At 70.4% G+C, this 18,076-nt stretch carries 15 protein-coding genes; 4 read left to right on the top strand and 11 right to left on the bottom strand.

Annotation, left to right across the window (positions count from 1 at the left end; translation table 11 throughout):
* Positions 1-138 precede the first annotated feature (138 nt).
* Genes ASF43_RS25140 through ASF43_RS25105 form a run of 8 tightly spaced genes read right to left on the bottom strand, consistent with a single transcriptional unit; the run spans position 139 to position 10,453 of the window.
* On the bottom strand, positions 139-552 hold the full coding sequence (locus ASF43_RS25140) for a GtrA family protein (protein ID WP_056187438.1): 414 nt from the start codon (positions 550-552) through the stop codon (positions 139-141).
* The gene (locus ASF43_RS25135; RefSeq protein WP_235578360.1) at positions 549-1,574 is read right to left on the bottom strand and encodes a glycosyltransferase family 2 protein; all 1,026 of its coding nucleotides are present in this window, start codon (positions 1,572-1,574) and stop codon (positions 549-551) included. The genes ASF43_RS25140 and ASF43_RS25135 overlap by 4 nt, the downstream gene beginning before the upstream one ends.
* Complete coding sequence (locus tag ASF43_RS25130; protein ID WP_156373512.1) at positions 1,571-3,376, bottom strand: glycosyltransferase 87 family protein; 1,806 nt, start codon at positions 3,374-3,376, stop codon at positions 1,571-1,573. The genes ASF43_RS25135 and ASF43_RS25130 overlap by 4 nt, the downstream gene beginning before the upstream one ends.
* On the bottom strand, positions 3,373-4,446 hold the full coding sequence (locus ASF43_RS25125; RefSeq protein ID WP_056187432.1) for an acyltransferase: 1,074 nt from the start codon (positions 4,444-4,446) through the stop codon (positions 3,373-3,375). Before ASF43_RS25125 ends, ASF43_RS25130 begins: the two co-directional genes overlap by 4 nt.
* On the bottom strand, positions 4,443-5,438 hold the full coding sequence (locus ASF43_RS25120) for a LysR family transcriptional regulator (protein WP_056187429.1): 996 nt from the start codon (positions 5,436-5,438) through the stop codon (positions 4,443-4,445). The genes ASF43_RS25125 and ASF43_RS25120 overlap by 4 nt, the downstream gene beginning before the upstream one ends.
* 4 nt (positions 5,439-5,442) lie before the next feature.
* A complete protein-coding gene (apbC, locus tag ASF43_RS25115) occupies positions 5,443-6,534 on the bottom strand; it encodes an iron-sulfur cluster carrier protein ApbC (RefSeq protein WP_056187426.1) in 1,092 nt (363 codons plus the stop codon).
* 25 nt (positions 6,535-6,559) lie between these two features.
* Complete coding sequence (locus ASF43_RS25110) at positions 6,560-9,655, bottom strand: response regulator (protein ID WP_156373511.1); 3,096 nt, start codon at positions 9,653-9,655, stop codon at positions 6,560-6,562.
* A gap of 24 nt (positions 9,656-9,679) precedes the next feature.
* Positions 9,680-10,453 (bottom strand): ABC transporter substrate-binding protein, encoded by a 774-nt coding sequence (locus tag ASF43_RS25105; protein ID WP_056187420.1) that lies wholly within the window; start codon positions 10,451-10,453, stop codon positions 9,680-9,682.
* A 173-nt stretch (positions 10,454-10,626) separates the two neighbouring features.
* Here ASF43_RS25105 and metG point away from each other — a divergent pair, with 173 nt between their 5' ends.
* Positions 10,627-12,696 carry a methionine--tRNA ligase gene (gene metG, locus ASF43_RS25100; RefSeq protein ID WP_056187416.1) on the top strand — a complete coding sequence of 690 codons (2,070 nt, stop codon included), beginning with the start codon at positions 10,627-10,629 and terminating at the stop codon, positions 12,694-12,696.
* A gap of 44 nt (positions 12,697-12,740) precedes the next feature.
* On the opposite strand, the gene ASF43_RS25095 is transcribed toward metG, so the two are convergent.
* Positions 12,741-13,268, bottom strand: coding sequence for a thermonuclease family protein (locus ASF43_RS25095; RefSeq protein ID WP_235578359.1), 528 nt, complete (start codon positions 13,266-13,268; stop codon positions 12,741-12,743).
* A 65-nt stretch (positions 13,269-13,333) separates the two neighbouring features.
* Here ASF43_RS25095 and ASF43_RS25090 point away from each other — a divergent pair, with 65 nt between their 5' ends.
* From ASF43_RS25090 to ASF43_RS25080, 3 genes are all read left to right on the top strand, one after another.
* The gene (locus ASF43_RS25090; RefSeq protein WP_056187413.1) at positions 13,334-15,037 is read left to right on the top strand and encodes a SulP family inorganic anion transporter; all 1,704 of its coding nucleotides are present in this window, start codon (positions 13,334-13,336) and stop codon (positions 15,035-15,037) included.
* Positions 15,038-15,143: 106 nt separating this feature from the next.
* Entirely contained in the window at positions 15,144-15,914 is a 771-nt protein-coding gene (locus ASF43_RS25085; protein WP_082498156.1) for a GGDEF domain-containing protein, read from the top strand.
* 9 nt (positions 15,915-15,923) lie between these two features.
* Positions 15,924-16,748 (top strand): MinD/ParA family protein, encoded by an 825-nt coding sequence (locus tag ASF43_RS25080; RefSeq protein WP_056187410.1) that lies wholly within the window; start codon positions 15,924-15,926, stop codon positions 16,746-16,748.
* A 1-nt stretch (position 16,749) separates the two neighbouring features.
* Here ASF43_RS25080 and ASF43_RS25075 read toward each other — a convergent pair whose 3' ends face one another.
* Both ASF43_RS25075 and ASF43_RS25070 read right to left on the bottom strand, forming a co-directional pair.
* The gene (locus ASF43_RS25075) at positions 16,750-17,622 is read right to left on the bottom strand and encodes a DUF429 domain-containing protein (RefSeq protein WP_056187407.1); all 873 of its coding nucleotides are present in this window, start codon (positions 17,620-17,622) and stop codon (positions 16,750-16,752) included.
* A 14-nt stretch (positions 17,623-17,636) separates the two neighbouring features.
* A complete protein-coding gene (locus ASF43_RS25070) occupies positions 17,637-18,050 on the bottom strand; it encodes a type IV pilin protein (RefSeq protein WP_056187404.1) in 414 nt (137 codons plus the stop codon).
* Between the last annotated feature and the right edge of the window lie 26 nt (positions 18,051-18,076).

The raw sequence follows: 18,076 nt of genomic DNA, 5'->3' as shown, positions 1-18,076 counted from the left end.
CTTTCGGTGAAGGTGTCGGATCCGCGCATGCCGCATTGTCCTGCGCGCTACCGCTTGCGGATCAGGACACGCGGCAGGGACCTCGGTATTTCAGCAGCCTGCTAGGCCGAAGCGGCCCGGTGCCGCGACCGGGCGCGCCTACGGAGAAGGGCGCTTCTTGAACACGACGTGTCGCGCCAGCGCGTAGTTGACGACGAGGCCCGCCACGCTGCCGACAGCCACGCCCAGCAAGGGTGCCTGGCGGCTGGCGCTCCACTGCAGCACCAGCGAGTAGGCCAGGTAGTTCACCGCCCCGCCGCCCAGCATGGACAGCAGGTAGCGCAGGTATTCCCGCCCCACCGCAGCGCGGGATGTCGCCTCGGCCGCTCCGGCGGCGAAGGTGTGTCGCCGGTTCAGCACCCAGGTGAACGTGGCCGCGCACAGGAACGACAGCACGCGTGCGCCATACCAGCCCAGCACGAGCGCCAACGCATACAGCACGGCCACGTCGACCAGGAAACCGAGCGCGCCGACGATGCAGAACCTGGCGAACGCGCCGCCGGCCAGATTCATGGGCGCGCCCCGCCACGCGGCAGCGCCGGGACCGAGAGGTAGAACAGGCGCTTGGCTTCGCGCCGCCCCGTCGTGACCGTGTTCAGGATCGCGCCGCACACCAGCGACAGCATGGCGCACAGCATCATGCCGGTGGCCAGGATGGCAGTCGGCAGGCGCGGCACCAGTCCGGTCTGCGAATAGGTGATGGCCAGCGGCACGCTGATGCCGACGGCCAGCAACGCCGTGAGCGCGGCCACCATCGAGAAAAATGCAAGCGGGCGCTCGGCGATGAACAGTTTCATGATGGTCTTGAGGATGCGCCAGCCGTCGCGGTAGGTGGACAGCTTGCTCGTGGAGCCCTCGGGGCGCGCGCGGTAGGCCACCGGCGCCTCGGCATACGGCATGCGCAACTCCAGCGCGTGGACGGTCAGCTCGGTCTCGATCTCGAAGCCGTGCGAGATGGCCGGGAACGACTTGACGTAGCGCCGCGAGAACACGCGGTAGCCGGACAGCATGTCGGTGAACATGCCGCCGAAGATGCCGGCCACGGACTGCGTCAGCAGGCGGTTGCCCCAGCGGTGGCCGGGTCGGTAGGTCTGCGCATCCTGGTGGTCGTCGACACGGGTGCCGACCAGCATGTCCAGGCCTTCGTCGCACAGCATGGCAATGTGCTGCCGCAGGCCCGCCGGGTCGTAGGTCGCGTCGCCATCGACCATCACGTAGATGTCGGCTTCCACGTCCGCGAACATGCGGCGCACCACGTTGCCCTTGCCGCGCAGCTTGACGCCGTTGACCTGCGCGCCATGCGCGCGGGCCACGGCAGCGGTGTCATCGCTGGAGTTGTTGTCGAACACATGCAGGGCGGCATGCGGCAGCACGGACCGGATCTCGTCCAGCGTCTGCCCGATCGCCAGCGCTTCGTTGTAGCAGGGGATGACCACGGCGATGCGCACCGCGACCGGTGCATCGGGCTGGGCCGTGGGGCCTTGCGGCGAAAGCTGGAAGTCGGCAAGGGTCTTCATGGGGTGCGGGGTCGTCATGGTGTGTGTTCGGCCGCAGCGGCACAGAATTGGTAGGGCAGCTCCATGCGGCCGATCGCAGCCGCATGCACCCGGCAACTACCGGGCACGAGCCGCAGCCCGACCGCGCGCAGCTGCGCGTCGGCGCGCGTCTGCAGCACCTCGTTCGTGGCTTCGACGGCCTGCAGGTCCAGGGCCGTGCGCGCCGCGCACGTGCCGCGCCCGTCCAGCGCGACATCGAAGCCCCGGTACTGCAGCATGCGGGCCATGAGCCAGCCCGCCCAGCGGCACGCCGGTGCGGGCAACGCCGCCAGTTGGTGATCAATCTGCGCGAGCCGCACCGCATGCCACGGCGTTGCCGCCTGCGCCACCACGTATACCGGGCCCCGACGATCGGCCACCGTGCGCGCCACCTTCTGGTCGAAGGCCGCCGAGCGCGGGAAATTGCCAGAGACCCTCAGGATGGCCACCTCGGCCGGGAACCGCGGAAAGATCCAGGCAATCGGCTCGTCGCCCGCGGCCACCAGCACGCTGGCCGTGGCCGGGCTCTCGATGGGCGGCACCTCCACGCGCATGGCCTGCTCGCCCCATGCCGCACGCAGGCCGAAGTTCGACTGCACCACGCCCAGGCCCAGGCTCGCCAGCGCCAGCCCCACCGTCACAGCCAGCGCCCTGGCGCTCGACAGCCAGCGGCACAGGCAGCCCACCAGCAGCAGCGGCAGCAGGAGCTCGATGGCGATCATGTAGCGCCCGATGCTGAACACCTTGAGCCAGACCAGGTAGCTGGCGGCCACAAACAGCGCCAGCGCCGTGAACGCACGCTGCGGGCCCGGTGCGCCCGGCAACGGCGCGGCCGCCGGGCCAGGCCGCGCGCGCCGCAGCCAGCGCCATAGCAGGCTGCCACCCCAGGAGATGACCACGGCGTAAGCCGGCGCCCACAGGGCGTTGTACATGGGCGAATCGTGGATGCGGTGGGGCCGCAGGCTCATCCACAGCGGCCAGCCCAGCCGCTCCAGCAGGTTCACGGGCCCCCAGCGCGTGTCGATCACGGACGTTGCCGATGCCAGCGCCGACCCGAAGATGCTGTTGAACTGCGGAAACAGCGGATTGCCGAACGCCTGCCATAGCTGCCAGAACCACCAGCCTGTTGCCAACGCGAAGCTGGCCGCCGCACCCAGCGTGTAGCACGCCACGGCCAGCAGCCGGTGGCGCAAGCGGCCGCCAGCCACGGCAAGCAGCACCAGGCCCATCGCCACGGCAAAGGGCGCATTCGTGAGCTTGAGCCCGGCCCCTAGGCCCATGGCGATGCCGATCCACACACAGGACACCGGGAACACGGGGCGCTGCGGGCCCGCCGCCACGCCACGGCACAGCAGCGCCAAGGCCGCCAGTACGAAGACGGCGCTGCTGCTGTCGCCGGCCGACGTGCCCAGCTGGGCCACGAAGGCCACGCTGGCCGCGCCCAGCGCAGCCAGCAGGGCCGGCACCAGCACGCCGGGGCCGGCCAGCACGGTGCGCGCGATCAGGAACACCAGGGCCGCGCACAGCGCCTGGAAGCCGCCCACGGCGAAAGCCACCTGCCGAGGCGACAGCCGGGCCTGCAGCCAGTGCACGGGCAGATCGATGGCCGGGTTGAAGTAGGTCTGCATCTGCGCCGGCGCCAGGTCGAGCTGCAGCCGCCCCGCCAGCAGGGCATGGGGGTTGTAGACGTGGTAGTTGCGCGTGTCCCAGGTCGCGTCCGCGCCGAGGCCGACGGCGAGCCAGCCGAACACCAGCACGAAGCCCATGCAGACGGCAAATGCGCTCCCCGCGCGCGGCGTCATGGACGTGGCTCCGCTGCCGGCCGCAGGCGCTGCAACGCACGCGCGAGCCCGGCGCGCAAGGGGCGTTTGTGCATCTCGCACCAGTGCCCCAGGGTCAGCGCGACCGCGAACGGCGCCAGCACCACCAGCGCCATGGCGGCGGCGCTGTGCTCACCGCGCGCCAGCACGGCATGCAGCGCGTGCAGCACCGGCAGGTGGAACAGGTACAACGCCAGCGTGGAATCGGCTGCCCACTGCATGGGGTGCCGGATCCACTGGAACAGCCGGTCCAGCAAATGCGTGAAGCGCGGCGCGCCGAACAGATGGGCCGCGATGCAGCAGCCGACCAGGTACTGCCACGCCAGGCCGTCGGGCTCCAGACCCAGCACCCCGGCCTTGCCCAGCGACGACGCATCGGCGCGCAGCATCCACAGCAGCAACGCCAGGCCCCCGATGGCCGCCATGGCATCGAGCCAGGCGGGCCGCCGCAGCGTACGGGCGTGGTAGAGGGCCACGCCCAGCAGCCACACCGGCATCAGCAGCAGGATCCTGGGGCCGGCCACGAGCGCGGCCAGCAGCGTGAGCGCGAGCCGCGGCAGGCCCGAGAAGAACGCCCAGGCGCCGAACAGCACGTAGTACCAGAACTCGTAGGGGATGGACCAGTAGGCCCCGTTGCTGCCGAAATGCTGGTCGATGCCCCACGAAGCGTTGAGCATCAGGGCCGACAGGCCATAGGCAACCTGCGGATTTCCATCGGAGAACGCCCGCGCGCCGGCGTAGTGCGCTGCGTTGACGGCGGTGCCCACCACGTCGAGCACCAGCGTGAGCAGCATGGCCGGCAGGATCACCGAGTACAGCCGTGCCAGCCGGGCCATGGCGTAGTCCTGCACGGTCTTCTCGCGCGTGTGGCGCACGTACGCGATGATGAAGCCGGACAGCACGAAGAATGCCATGACGGCCTCGTTGCCCACGTACGAGAACGGCCACAGGTAGGCGCTCACCAGCGGGCTGTGCGCCAGATGGCTCAGGACCACGAGCACCGCGCAGGCGATGCGGACGAGGTCGAGGTAGGCGGAAAAATGCGGCGTCATGCGGTTCTGGTGGACGTCCGTCCACGCACCGGTGCCGCTTGCACGGGCCGTGCCAGCCGGCCGCTGTGCGCCGCGGCGATGGCCAGCCACTGCGGCTCGCCAGCCAATTGCAGCGCCGCGCGCAGTGCCCGCGGGGGCCGCTCGGCCGGCATCCGTACGAAGCCGATCGGCGTCAGCACCTCGGGCGCGGCCAGCGGGCGGGCCTGCAGTGCCCCCTCGCCCTGGAGCGTGCCGACCAGCGCACCGGGCATCACGCTGCACACCTCGCCGGCCAGGACGGCCAGCGCCAACGCGGTGATGGAATTGGTCTCGATGGCCGGGCGCACCGTGGCGCCGGCCTTGGCGAAGGCCTGGTCCACGATGCTGCGGTTGTGCATCTCGGGGGTCAGCAGGCACAAGGGCAGGTGCGCGGCATCGGCCCAGGGCATGGGCGGGCCGATCTGCAGGCTTGGGCCGGGCCGGCGCGCGCGCCGCAGCAGGAAGTAATGCTCGGTGTACTGCGGCAAGGCGGCCAGCCGCCCGCCACCGCCGGCCGGCGCCTGCAGCCGGTCCGTGTAGCCCAGCCCCAGATCCAGTGACAAGCCGTCCAGCCCGGCCTCGATCTCGGGCGAGCTCAGCGACCGCACCACCGGCACGATGCCCGGGTGCCGCGCCTGCAGCAGCGCCGCGAAACGCGCCAGGATGGGCATCGCGGTCGGCACGGCGGCCAGCTGCAGCCGGCCCTGCGGCGCGTCGGCCCCGCTATCGAGCTCCTGCTGCAGATGCTCGCGCTCGTGCAGCATGCGCCGCGCGCTGGCCAGCACCAGGGCGCCCTCGGGCGTGAGGCCGGCGTAGCTGCGGCCCCGCTTGACGATGGCCGTGCCGAGCTCGGCCTCCAGCGCGCGCAGCGCGTTCGACAGCGCCGGCTGCGTGATGTGGCAGGCCAGCGCCGCCCGGCCGAAATGCTGGTGCTCGTGCAGCGCGACGAGGTAGCGCAGCGAGGCCAGGTTCATCGGGCTACGTGTTCTTGGAAACCGTGATCGTCGGAAACTTGGACGAGAAGTCCTTGTTCTTCTGCGCAATGGCCACCGCCACCTGGCGTGCCACGGCCTTGTAGATGCCGGCGATCTCGCCCTCGGGGTCGGCCGCCACGCTGGGCGTTCCGCTGTCGGCCTGCTCGCGGATGGACAGGGCCAGCGGCAGCGCGCCCAGGTAATCCATCTTGTACTCGGCCGCCATCTTCTTGCCGCCGTCGGCGCCGAAGATGTGCTCGTGGTGGCCGCACTGGCTGCACACGTGCACGGCCATGTTCTCCACCAGGCCCAGGATGGGCACGCCGACCTTCTCGAACATCTTCACGGCCTTCTTGGCGTCGATGAGCGCGATGTCCTGCGGTGTGGTCACGATCACCGCGCCGGTCATGGGCACGCGCTGCGAGAGCGTGAGCTGGATGTCGCCGGTGCCGGGCGGCAGGTCGACGATCAGGTAGTCCAGCTCGGTCCAGTTGGTCTGGCGCAAGAGCTGCTCCAGCGCCTGCGTGGCCATGGGGCCGCGCCAGATCATGGCCTGGTCCTGGTCGACCAGCAGGCCGATGGACATGACCTGCACGCCGTGGCCCACCAGCGGGTCCATGGTCTTGCCGTCGGTGCTGGGGGGGCGGCCCGACACGCCCATCATCATGGGCTGGCTGGGGCCGTAGATGTCGGCGTCCAGCAGGCCCACGCGCGCACCCTCGGCGGCCAGCGCGAGCGCCAGGTTGGCCGAGGTGGTGCTCTTGCCCACGCCGCCCTTGCCCGAGGCCACGGCCACGATGTTCTTCACGCCCGGCAGCAGCTGCACGCCACGCTGCACGGCGTGGGCGCTGATCTTGCTGGCGATGTTGACCGACACGTTGGCCACGCCCGGCACGGCGCGCGCGGCCGCGATGAGCTGCTGGCGCAGCAGCGGCACCTGGCTTTTGGCGGGATAGCCCAGCTCGATGTCGAACGCGACGTCGCCGCCCTGCACCGCCAAGTTGCGCAGCGCCTTGGTCGAGACGAAATCCTTGCCCGTGTTCGGGTCGACCACTTCCTTGAGCGCCTGCAACAGCGCCTGCTCCGTCACTTGCATCTTGACTCCTTGGGAGCGCGCGAGTTTAGGGCACGGCCTGTTCCGCGGCAGGCGAAGGGTCCGGTCGCGGCACGGCCTGCAAGGCGCGCAGGGCGGCCACGAAGTCGTAGCCGGCCAGCGCCGCGCCGATCGACGCTGCCGCCTCGGGCCAGGCGGCCTGGATCTGGCCGGCATGGCGCTCCCAGTATCCGATGGCGTCCGCATCGTCCTGCGCCAGCAGCGCGGCCAGCCCGGCATGCACGGCGGCAAGGTCCGGCGGCGGCGCGGCCTCGGCCCCGGCGTCGGCCTGCGCGTCCGCCCCGGCCAGGGCGGCCTGCAGGGCGGCCAGCAGGGCGCCCAGCAGCGGCAAGACGGCCTGCAGCGCGGCGTCCTGCGTGGCGGCATCGGCCTGCGCGCGGACCGCGTCCTCCAGCGCGCCGGCGGCCTGCTGCAGCGCGCTGGCGCCGATGCTGCCGGCCAAGCCCTTCAGGGTATGGGCCAGGCGCTGCGCGCGCTCCGGGTCGCGGTGCAGGGCCTGGGCCAGCTGCGCGCCGGTGTCCTGCTGGCCCTGGGCGAAGCGCACGAGCATGCGGTGGTACAGCCCCTGCTTGCCGGCCATGCGGCGCAGGCCCAGGGCCAGGTCCAGCCCTTCGATGTGCGCTGGCAGCGGCACGCCCTGCGCGTCGGCGTCCGCGCGCACGGCCGAGGCGGCGTCCTGCGCCTGCGCCTGCGCGGGCGCGCGCGTCCACTTCAGCACGGCGGCCCACAGCTGCTCCGGCGCGACCGGCTTGGTCACCACGTCCACCATGCCGGCGGCGCGGCAACGGTCCAGGTCCTGCTGCATGGCGTTGGCCGTCATGGCCACGATGGGCAGGTCCATGCGCCGCAGCACGCGGCGGATCTCGATCGTGGCCTCCACGCCGCCCATCACGGGCATCTGCATGTCCATGAGCACCAGGTCGTAGTCCTGCGCCCGCACGCGGTCGACCGCCTCCTGCCCGTCATGGGCCACCTCGACGACCAGGCCCAGGCCTTCGAGCAGGCCCAGCGCCACCTCCTGGTTGAGTGCGTTGTCGTCCACCAGCAGGACGCGCGCGCCGGCCAGGCGCTGCAGCTGGCGCTCCAGGTCCGACGCATGGGCATGCGCGCCATCGGCCAGCGCAGCGTCCGCCTGGGCCTGGCGCAGCGTGGCGCGCACGGTGGACGCGTTCACGGGCTTGGCCAGGCGCTGCACGATGCCGATCGCCGCGGCGCCGGCCTGCAGGCCGTCGTCGCGGCCGGGCGTGGTCACCAGCACCAGGCGCGGCCCGGGCGGCGGCAGCTGCGCCTGCAGGGCGCCGGCTGTGGCCAGGCCGTCCATGCCTGGCATGTGCGCGTCCAGGAACACCCAGTCCAGCCGTGGCGCTGCCTGCGCCGCCTGCAGCGCCGCGGCACCGCTGTCCACGGCCTGGACCTGCATGCCGGACATCTGCAGCGCCTGCACCAGCACCTGGCGCGCCTGTGGGTTGTCGTCCACCACCAGCGCGCACTGGCCCTCGAAGCCGCCGGCCACAAACATCAGCTCCGGCGCGTCGCGCCAGCCCAGCGCGGCGGTGAACCAGAAGTCCGAGCCCTGCCCCGGCGTGGACGCCACGCCGACCTCGCCCTCCATCAGCTGCGCCAGGCTCTTGGCGATGACCAGGCCCAGGCCGGTGCCGCCGTACTTGCGCGTCGTGGACGCGTCGGCCTGCGAGAAGCTGCGGAACAGCCTGTCCATCTGCGCCTGCGTCATGCCGATGCCGGTGTCGTGCACGTCAAAGCGCAGCAGCACGCGGTCGGCCGCGCGCTCCAGCACGCGCAGCTGCAGCACGATGGTGCCGCGCTCCGTGAACTTGACGGCGTTGTTGCAGTAGTTGATGACGATCTGCCCCAGCCGCAGTGCATCGCCGGCCAGCAGCCAGGGCACGTCGGGCGCCACGTCGACGACCAGCTCCAGCCCCTTGGCCCAGGCCTTGTCCTGCACCAGCACGACCACGTTGTCCAGCAGGCCGGTCAACGCGAACTCGGTGCGCTCCAGCGTCAGCTTGCCGGCTTCGATCTTGGAGAAGTCCAGGATGTCGTTGACCAGCCCCAGCAGATGCTTGCCCGACTGCTCGATCTTGCGCACGTAGTTGAGCCGGCGCGGGTCGGTCTCGGTCTTGGCGGCCAGGTAGGCCATGCCGATGATGGCGTTCAGCGGCGTGCGGATCTCATGGCTCATGTTGGCCAGGAAGTCGGACTTGGCCTGGTTCGCCACGTCGGCCGCGGTCTTGGCCTCGCGCAGCTCCTCGGTCATCTGCAGCAGGTTGCGCTGCATGCGCGCCAGCCGGCCCATCACGCTGTCGCCGCTCGCGGCCGACGCTGCGACCGGCGCATGCAGCTGGCCTTCGGCCACGCGGCCGATGGCCTGCTGCACGTCGTCCAGGCTGCCGCCCATCACGCGCTCCAGGCGCTGCACGAATGCGTTGAAGCTGTGCGCCACCGCGTCGAACTCCACGGTGCGGCTGGCCGGCAGGCGGCGCGACAGGTCGGCGTCGGCCGCGGCGATCGCCTGCAGCGCATCGCGCACGCCGAACAGCGGGCGCAACACGATGACGCGCAGCCCCACGTACAGCGCGGCGATCAGCGTGAGGTTCAGCGCCAGCGTCAGCAGCACCAGGCGCACCAGCTCACGCCGCAGGCTGTCGCGGATCGGCGCGCGGCTGGCGTGGATCACCAGGCTGCCCAGGTTCTGCAGATTGCCTGCGTCGTCGAACTGCAGCGCGAAGCGCCGGCCGATGTCGGCGTCCAGCGGCGCGCCGGCCTGGGTCTGCACGCGGCCGTCGCGGTGCGCGCGCAGCACCAGCGCCTGGGCATCGTCCAGCACATCGATGGCCAGCACCTCGGGCGCGCCGAGTTCGGACACCACGGTCTTTTCGACCTGCAGGTTGTCGAAGCGCCACAGCACGGGCGGCAGGCTCACCGCCAGGCGCGCGGCGATGCCCTCGATCTGCCGGTCCAGCTGCTGCTGCAGCCGCTGGCCGCTGTCCAGGTAGCTGGCCAGCCCGAACAAACCGAGCACCAGCGAGGTGGTCAGCACGATCAACAGCACAAACTGGTTGCGCAGCGACCGCAGACCGAGCATGCGCGACGCCACGGGGCCTCTCTTCTACTTGTCGAACGGCACTTCGTTGCCGTACTTCTTGTAGATGGCCAGGAAGGCCGGGTCGCGGTGCAGGGTCTCCATCTGCTGGTCCCAGATCGTGCGCAGCGCCGCGCCCCTGGGCGTGTCGGCGAACGCCAGGAACAGGCCCAGGTGCATCACGAATTCCATGCGGTACCTGGCCATGTCGACCTTGGCATCGCGGATGTGGTCGGCCAGGTCGGACCTGGCGCCCACGAAGTAGTCGATGCGGTCGCGCTCCAGCATGCCGAAGGCGCTGGCGATGGTGTCGACCTCGGTCACCTGCATGGGCACCTGGATGTACCGGTCCAGCCCGAAGTCGCGCAACCAGGCCACCTTGCGGTGGGCCAGCGAGGCCTGGTCCTTGAACGGGTGGGCCGAACCCGCGCGGTAGACCACCATCTGCGCGTTGCGGTCGAAGTGCCACTTGGGGTAGAGCGGGAAATCCTTCTCGTGCAGGAAGGATGCCACCCAGGCGTCGGCCTTCCTGTCGCGCACCATGGAGACGGCGCGCGCGTAGGGCAGGATCTGCGTGCGCACCTGCACGCCGGCGCGGGCGTAGACGGCGCGGATCAGCTCGAAGTACAGGCCCGTGCCGTCCTTGCGCGTGAGGTCGTGCCAGGCGTCCGAGACCAGGCTGATGTCCTGCGGCCGCTCGGTGCGGCCCAGGGCCGGCGCAGGGACCGCCACGCCCACCGCCAGCGCGGCCAGCAAAGCGCGCCGCGCCTGCGAAATGGCGTTTGGCGTTGTCGTGCCCATGGGTCCCCCGGTCGCTGAAAACAACGGATCCATCCACTAGGAGTTGCCGCTCAATCGTAGCAAACACGTCCGAATCGGCCGCCGCAACCGGTGCCCAGGCTGCACAAATGTGCGGCTCTGCCGGCTTTTTGGTGCAAATCTAGAATCCCAGGCTCTTTCGCAAGCGCCCGCCCATGACCCAACGCAAACTCTTCGTCACCACCGCCCTGCCCTACGCCAACGGCAAGTTCCACATCGGCCACATCATGGAATACATCCAGGCCGACATCTGGGTGCGGTACCAGCGCATGCAGGGCGCGCAGGTGAACTTCGTCGGGGCCGACGATGCGCACGGCGCGCCGATCATGATCGCGGCCGAGAAAGCGGGCCAGACGCCCGAGGCCTTCGTGGGCGCCATCGCCGCGGGCCGCCAGCAGTACCTGGACGGCTTCCAGGTGCGCTTTGACAACTGGCATTCCACGCACAGCCCCGAGAACACCGAACTGGCCCAGGCCATCTACCGCGACCTGAAAGCCGCCGGCCTGATCGAGACGCGCACCATCGAGCAGTTCTTCGACCCCGAGAAGAACATGTTCCTGCCCGACCGGTATATCAAGGGCGAGTGCCCGCGCTGCCACAGCAAGGACCAATACGGCGACAACTGCGAGGTCTGCAGCGCCGTCTACGCGCCCACCGACCTGATCAACCCCTACTCGGCACTGACGGGGGCCAAGCCGGTGCTGAAGAACTCCGAGCACTACTTCTTCCAGCTCTCCAACCCGCGCTGCGTGGAGTTTTTGCAGGACTGGACGCAGAACGGCCAGCATGTGCAGCCCGAGGTGGCCAACAAGGTCAAGGAGTGGTTCGGCACGCGCACCAACCCCGACGGAAGCACCAGCGAAGGCCTGGGCGACTGGGACATCAGCCGAGACGCGCCCTACTTCGGCATCGAGATCCCCGACGCGCCGGGCAAGTATTTCTACGTGTGGCTGGACGCGCCTGTGGGCTACCTTGCCTCGCTGAAGAACCTGCTGGACAAGCGCGGCGAGGATTACGCCGCTTACATGGCCGACCCGGCGCTGGAGCAGGTGCACTTCATCGGCAAGGACATCGTCACCTTCCACACGCTGTTCTGGCCCGCCATGCTCAAGTTCAGCGGACGCAAGACGCCGGACAAGATCTGCGTGCACGGCTTCCTGACCGTCAACAACGGCGAGAAGATGAGCAAGAGCCGCGGCACCGGCCTGGACCCGCTCAAGTACCTGGACCTGGGCATGAACCCGGAATGGCTGCGCTACTACCTGGCGGCCAAGCTGAACGGGCGCAACGAGGACATCGACTTCAACCCCGATGACTTCATGGCGCGTGTGAACAGCGATTTGATCGGCAAGTTCGTCAACATCGCCTCGCGCGCGGCGGGGTTCATCGCCAAGCGCTTCGGCGGGCAGCTCGGCACGCCGGGCGCCGACGGGCAGGCGCTGGTCGCCACGCTGCAGGCCGAGGCCGGCGCGATCGCAGAGGCCTTCGAGAAGCGCGACACCGCGCGCGCGCTGCGCGAGGTGATGCTGCTGGCCGACCGCGTGAATGAATACGTGGACGCCAACAAGCCCTGGGAGCTGGCAAAGAAAGAAGGCGCCGACGCGCGCCTGCAGGACGTGTGCACGACCTGCATCGAAGCCTTCCGCCTGCTGGCGCTGTACCTGAAACCCGTGCTGCCATCGCTGGCCGCGCAGGTCGAGGCTTTCCTCAAGATCGAACCGCTGCAATGGCCTGATGCCAGCCGCCTGCTCAGCGCCGGCCACGGCATCGGCGCCTACCAGCACCTCATGCAACGCGTGGACGTGAAGCAGCTCGACGCCCTCTTCGAGCCGCCGGCCGCGGCCGAGCCGGAGCAGGCCCTGCCCGGTGGCGAAGCCATCGCCGAGACCATCGGGATCGACGACTTCTCCAAGATAGACCTGCGCATCGCCAGGATCGTGGCGTGCCAGAAGGTCGAGGGCTCGACCAAGCTGCTGCAGCTCACGCTGGACGTGGGCGAGGGCAAGACCCGCAACGTGTTCAGCGGCATCGCAAGCAGCTACCAGCCCGAGCAACTGGTTGGCAAGCTGACCGTGGTGGTGGCCAACCTGGCGCCGCGCAAGATGAAGTTCGGCCTCAGCGAAGGCATGGTGCTGGCCGCCAGCCATGCGGACGGCAAGGCCGACACCGGCATCTACGTGCTGGAGCCGTTCGCGGGTGCGCAGCCCGGCATGCGTGTGCGCTGAGTTCTTTACTCCCTCTCCCCCGGAGGGGCGAGGGAGTCAGGCATTCAGGGCCGGGCGCAAGGCCCGTGCCGCCGCCGAAACTCATACGGCCGCTCCGGCGCGGCCCCCGCGAACAAGCCACGCCGCGCCTGCCGCGCCTCGTCCTCCTCGCGCGCATAGGGCCCCTGGTCGCGGCGGTAGCGGTACGACCACGCATGGCCCTGGCGCACCATGGCACGCGCCACGTCCTCGCCACCCACCCACACCCGCGCGAGCAGCCGGCCGTAGTCGTCCACGCGCAGCACCCGCAGCTGCACCTGGCGATCCTTCAACTGCCGCTGCAGCGCTGCCTGCGCCGCCGGCCCATGGGCCTGGCAGCCCTCGGGCGCGTCGATGCCATGCAGGCGGACCCGGCGCGGCGCACCGCCGGTGGAAGGCCGCACCCACAGGGAATCTCCATCGCTGACATGCGTGACCACGCCCTGCCAGCGTTCGGGCCAGGACTTGCGCGGCATGGGTGTGTCGGCCAGTGCCGCCCCGCAGGCGAAGAAAACGGACGACAGCAGGCAACACAGACGCAGCAGCACGGGCATGGGGGGTGACAGAAGACGGAGTGGGAGAATCGCGCGGCCCGAGAGGAGCGGGCCTGCTGCCGATCATGCCCCAACCCCATGCCGCGCCCTGGCGTCGCCTGTTCCCCTTCCTGTCCTGGCCGCGGCCGGACCGCGCCACGCTGCAGGGCGAGGCCCTGGCCGGCCTGACGGTCGGGCTGATGATGATCCCGCAGGCCGTGGCCTACGCCGCGGTGGCCGGCATGCCGCTGGTGACCGGCATCTACGCCTCGCTGCTGCCGGCGCTGGTCGCGGTGCTGTTCTCGGCCTCCACGCGCCTGTCGGTCGGCCCGACGGCGCTCAGCGCGCTGCTGATCGGCGCCTCGCTGACCGGCATGGCCACGCCTGGCAGCCAGGAGTGGGTGAACCTGGCGGTCTGGCTGGCGCTGCTGTCCGGCCTGCTGCAGGTGGTGCTGGGCCTGGTGCGATTCGGCTGGCTGCTCAACGTGGTCAGCGCGCCGGTGCTGATGGGGTTCACGCAGGCCGCCGCCGTGCTGATCCTGCTGTCGCAGTTGCCGGACCTGCTGGGCCTGCGCGCGGGCCTGTTGCCCTGGCCGGGGATCGGCGCTGTGGACCATGTCGCCGCGCTGATGGGCCTGGCCGCGCTGGCGCTGCTGGTGCTGTCCAAGCGGCTGTCGCCGCGGCTGCCGGCCATCGTGCTGGTGGTGCTTGCAGCCTCGGGGCTGTCCTGGCTGGTCGGCTTCGAGGCGGCCGGCGGCAAGGTGGTGGGCGCGCTGCCGGCCGGCCTGCCGCTGCCCCACTGGCCCAACTGGCCGGGCTGGCCGGTGTTCGGCCAGCTGCTGGTGCCGGCGCTGGTGATCACGCTGATCAGCTTCCTGGAGACCGCCTCCAGCGCCAAGGTCGACAGCCAGCAGGGCGGCCAGCGCTGGGACCAGGACCAGGACCTGATCGGCCAGGGCCTGGCCAAGATCGCCTCGGGCCTGTCGGGCGCGTTCCCCACCAGCTCGTCGTTCTCGCGCTCGGCGCTGAACCTGTACGCCGGCGCGCGCACCGGCTGGGCGACGATCGTATCGGTCGTGGTGGTGCTGCTCGCGCTGCTGTGGCTCACGCCCATGCTGCACCATGTGCCGCAGTCGGTGCTGGCGGCCATCGTGGTGGCCGCCATCTACGGGCTGCTCAAGCCGGCCGCCTTCGTGCGGCTGTGGCGCGTCTCGCGCGTAGAGGCCGTCACGGCGGGCGTGACCTTCGGCATCACCGTGCTGTCGGCGCCCGCGCTCTACTGGGGCGTGATCGCCGGCCTGCTCATGAGCCTGTCGCACTTTCTGTACCAGCGGCTGCACCCGCGCATCATCGAGGTCGGCCTGCACCCGGACGGCAGCCTGCGCGACCGGCACCTGTGGCATCTGCCGCCGCTGGCGCCGCGGCTGTACGCACTGCGCCTGGACGGCGGGCTGGACTTCGCATCGTCCAGCGCCTTCGAGCGCGACGTGCTGGAACACCTGGCGGCCGATCCGCGGATCCGCCACGTCTGCATCTTCGCGCTGTCCATCAACCACATCGACGCCACCGGCGCCGAGATGTTCGGCCAGCTGCGCCGCAGCCTGCAGGCTCGCGGCATCTGCCTGCACATTTCGGGCCTGAAGCTGCCCGTGGAACAGGTGCTGCAGCGGGCCGGTGAACTCCCCACACCCGACAGCGGCCCGGTGGACGCCACGCAATTGCGCATGTACCGCACCGATGCCGAGGCCCTGGCCGCGTTCCAGCATCCGGCCATGCAGGCCGGCGCCTGAACAACGCCGCGAAAGCCCCGCTGATCGCGCGTTCGCGCTACACGCTGGACACGCTTTGAACTGTTCAGACTGTTAAACTTTCAACGAAGTTATTAGTTACAGATAAGTGACCAAACCGGCACCCTCCATCCTGGTCGATTTGCATGGCTTGCGTCTGGACGCTGCGCATGCATTGCTCGGTCCGGACAGCGACGGGCTGCGCTCCACGGTGCAGGACGATCCGGTGGCCTACCTGCAGGCGCTGATCGACGGGCTCAGCGAGCTGTCGCTGAAAGACCCGCTGACCGGCCTGTCGAACCGGCGTCTGCTGACGGCCGAGCTCGAAGGCGAGATCGACCGCGTGGCCCGCTCCGGCGAGGCTGCGCTGCTGCTGATGCTGGACATCGACCATTTCAAGTCGGTCAACGACACCTATGGCCACCTGGCCGGCGACCAGGTGCTGCAGGCCGTCGGCAAGGCGCTGGCCGGGTGCATCCGGCCGATGGACACGCTGGCGCGCTACGGCGGCGAGGAGTTCGCCATCGTGCTGCCCAGCTGCCAGCCAGCGTTCGGCCATGCCGTGGCCGAGCGCATTCGCCGCACCATCGAGTCCTCGCCGATCCGGGTCTCGCCGGCGGTGGACCTGCGCGTGACCGTCAGCATCGGCGGTGCGTTCGCGCTGCAGTGGATCCGGTCCACGACCGAGCTGTGGATCGACCGCGCCGACCACCAGCTCTACATCGCCAAGACGGCCGGCCGCAACCGGCTGTGCCTGGAAGACCAGCCGGTCAGCACCGTGAGCGCGGAGGAGAAGCATCTGTTGTTCGGACACCTGTCGGCCCCGGACCCGGCATGGATCGACATGAGTTCCGGCGCCATCCCTGGCGGCGCCGCATAGAGGTACACGATGAGCGACGTCTTCAAGGCCAACCCTGCCGCGCCGGTCACCGGCGCGCGGGTCATCGCCGTCACCAGCGGCAAGGGCGGAGTGGGCAAGACCTTCATCTCCGCCAACCTCGCGGCGGCGCTGGCCAAGCGCGGCCAGCGCGTCCTGGTGCTGGACGCCGACCTGGGCCTGGCCAACCTGGACGTGGTGCTGAACCTGCACCCCAAGATCACGCTGCACGATGTGTTCACGGGCAAGGCCACGATCGACGAGGCCATCGTCAAGGCGCCGGGCGGCTTCTCGGTGCTGCTGGCCGGCTCGGGCATGGTCGAGTACTCCCGGCTCACGCCCGAGGTGCGCGACGAGTTCCTGGACGTGATCCGCAGCCTGATCCCGCGCTACGACGTGCTGCTGCTGGACACCGGCGCCGGCATTTCCGACGTGGTGCTGTTCGCGGTCTCGCTGGCCTCCGAGGTGCTGGTCGTGGCCACGCCGGAGCCGACCTCGCTGACCGACGCCTACGCCGCGATCAAGGTGCTGGCCATGCAGCACAAGCGCCAGCATGTGCGCATGGTCATCAACCAGACCGTGCGCCCGGGCGACGGCCGCGCCATCACGATGCAGCTGCAGCAGGTGCTGGACCGCTTCGTCACCACCGACACCGGGCGCTCCGTGCGGCTGATCCATGTCGGCGACATCCCGGCCGACCCTGCCGTGCGCGAAGCCGTCATGCGGCGCCAGCTGCTCATGACCAACATGCCGGGCTGCCCGGCGGCGATGGCGGTCACCGAGCTGGCGCGCAAGCTGGACGAGTCCGTCATCTCGCGCGCCGACGTCGGCGTCTGATTCAGCCGCCCGGCCAGGGCGCCGTCACGATCCAGCCTTCCAGCCCGTCCATGCCCGCGGGCAGGCCGTAGCGCGGCGCGCCCTCCTCGTGCTGGCGCTGCGCCCAGCCGGCCTGCAGCAGGCACAGCACGGCGTCCAGCAGGTCGCCGCTGGCATCGGCCACGAGTGCATCGTGTTGGGCATGCGTGAGCTTGAGCCGCAGGCCCAGGCGCAGCGGCCCGAGCGGGCCGATGCCGCTTTCGAGTGCCGCGAGCAGGTCCTTGCGCGCGATCAGGCGCTCGGGGGTCTGGCCGGGCCTGGCATCGCTCTTGTAGCTGCGCCGCCCGCCCAGCGCCTCGCGCGCGAGCAGGCCGGGGTAGCCCTCCAGCGCCACGCGCGTGCGGTCGGCATGCGCATCCGGCGACAGGCCCGGCAGGTAGACGCCCGCCTCCAGCAGCAGCGGCACGCCGGCATGCAGCATCCAGGCCACGGGCGGGTTGACCCATTTCATCGAAGGGCTGGAGCCGGCGGGCCCATCGGTGGCGCGGTGCGCGAACTTGCCGCCCGCCGGCCGCGCCGCGCAGAACGCGACGAAGCGTGCGCGCAGCTCCTCGCGGTCCAGGCTGGCGTAGTGCCGCATGCAGGCTTCCCAGTCGGTCGGCCAGCCCTGCGCCAGCACCAGTTCGCGCGGCAGGCCGAACGGCAGGTCGAAGACACCAAGCCACTCGCCCGGCTGCGCAAGCCAGCGGCCGAAGGCTGGCAGCGTCTCCAAGCGCTCCAGGCGCTGCAGCACCACCCGTTCTCCGTGCAGCGCGCCCAGGGCCAGCACGACCGGCTTGCGGCGGTTGGGGGCGCTGCTGAAGTCGCAGCCGAGCAGGAGGCCGGGGGCGGTCATGCGACCGGCCGGGTTCAGCGGGTCCAGCAGCTGGTGGCCGATTCGCTTGCGCTGGCGCCCTCCACCCCGCGCAGGCCGGTGTGGGTGAGGGTCAGCTTGCCGCACTTGTCGGCCGCCTGAGCACCGGCAGGCGTCGCGGTCAACAGGAACGTGGCCCCGTCGGTCGACGCCACGGTGATGCTGTATCGGCCCGACGGCATGGTCTTCAGGGTCGTGGGGAAATCCGCCTGCAGGGGATACCGCCCGGTGGCCGTCGCGGCACGCTCCATCCACTGCGCGCCCTGCAACAGCAAGGCCCGCGCGTCGGAGCGGTGGCCGCGCCGCACGTACTCGTTGTACTGCGGCAGCGCGATGGCCGACAGGATGCCGATGACCGCCACGACGATCATGACTTCGATCAGCGTGAAGCCCTTGGCCATGCGGTTCATGCCTTGCGTCTTTCCTGGTGCGCGCG

This window comes from Pseudorhodoferax sp. Leaf267 (assembly GCF_001422405.1).
GTDB lineage: Bacteria > Pseudomonadota > Gammaproteobacteria > Burkholderiales > Burkholderiaceae_C > Pseudorhodoferax.
The sequence above is the reverse complement of the archived record's forward strand: the minus strand, read 5'-3'. Positions and strand labels throughout refer to the sequence as shown.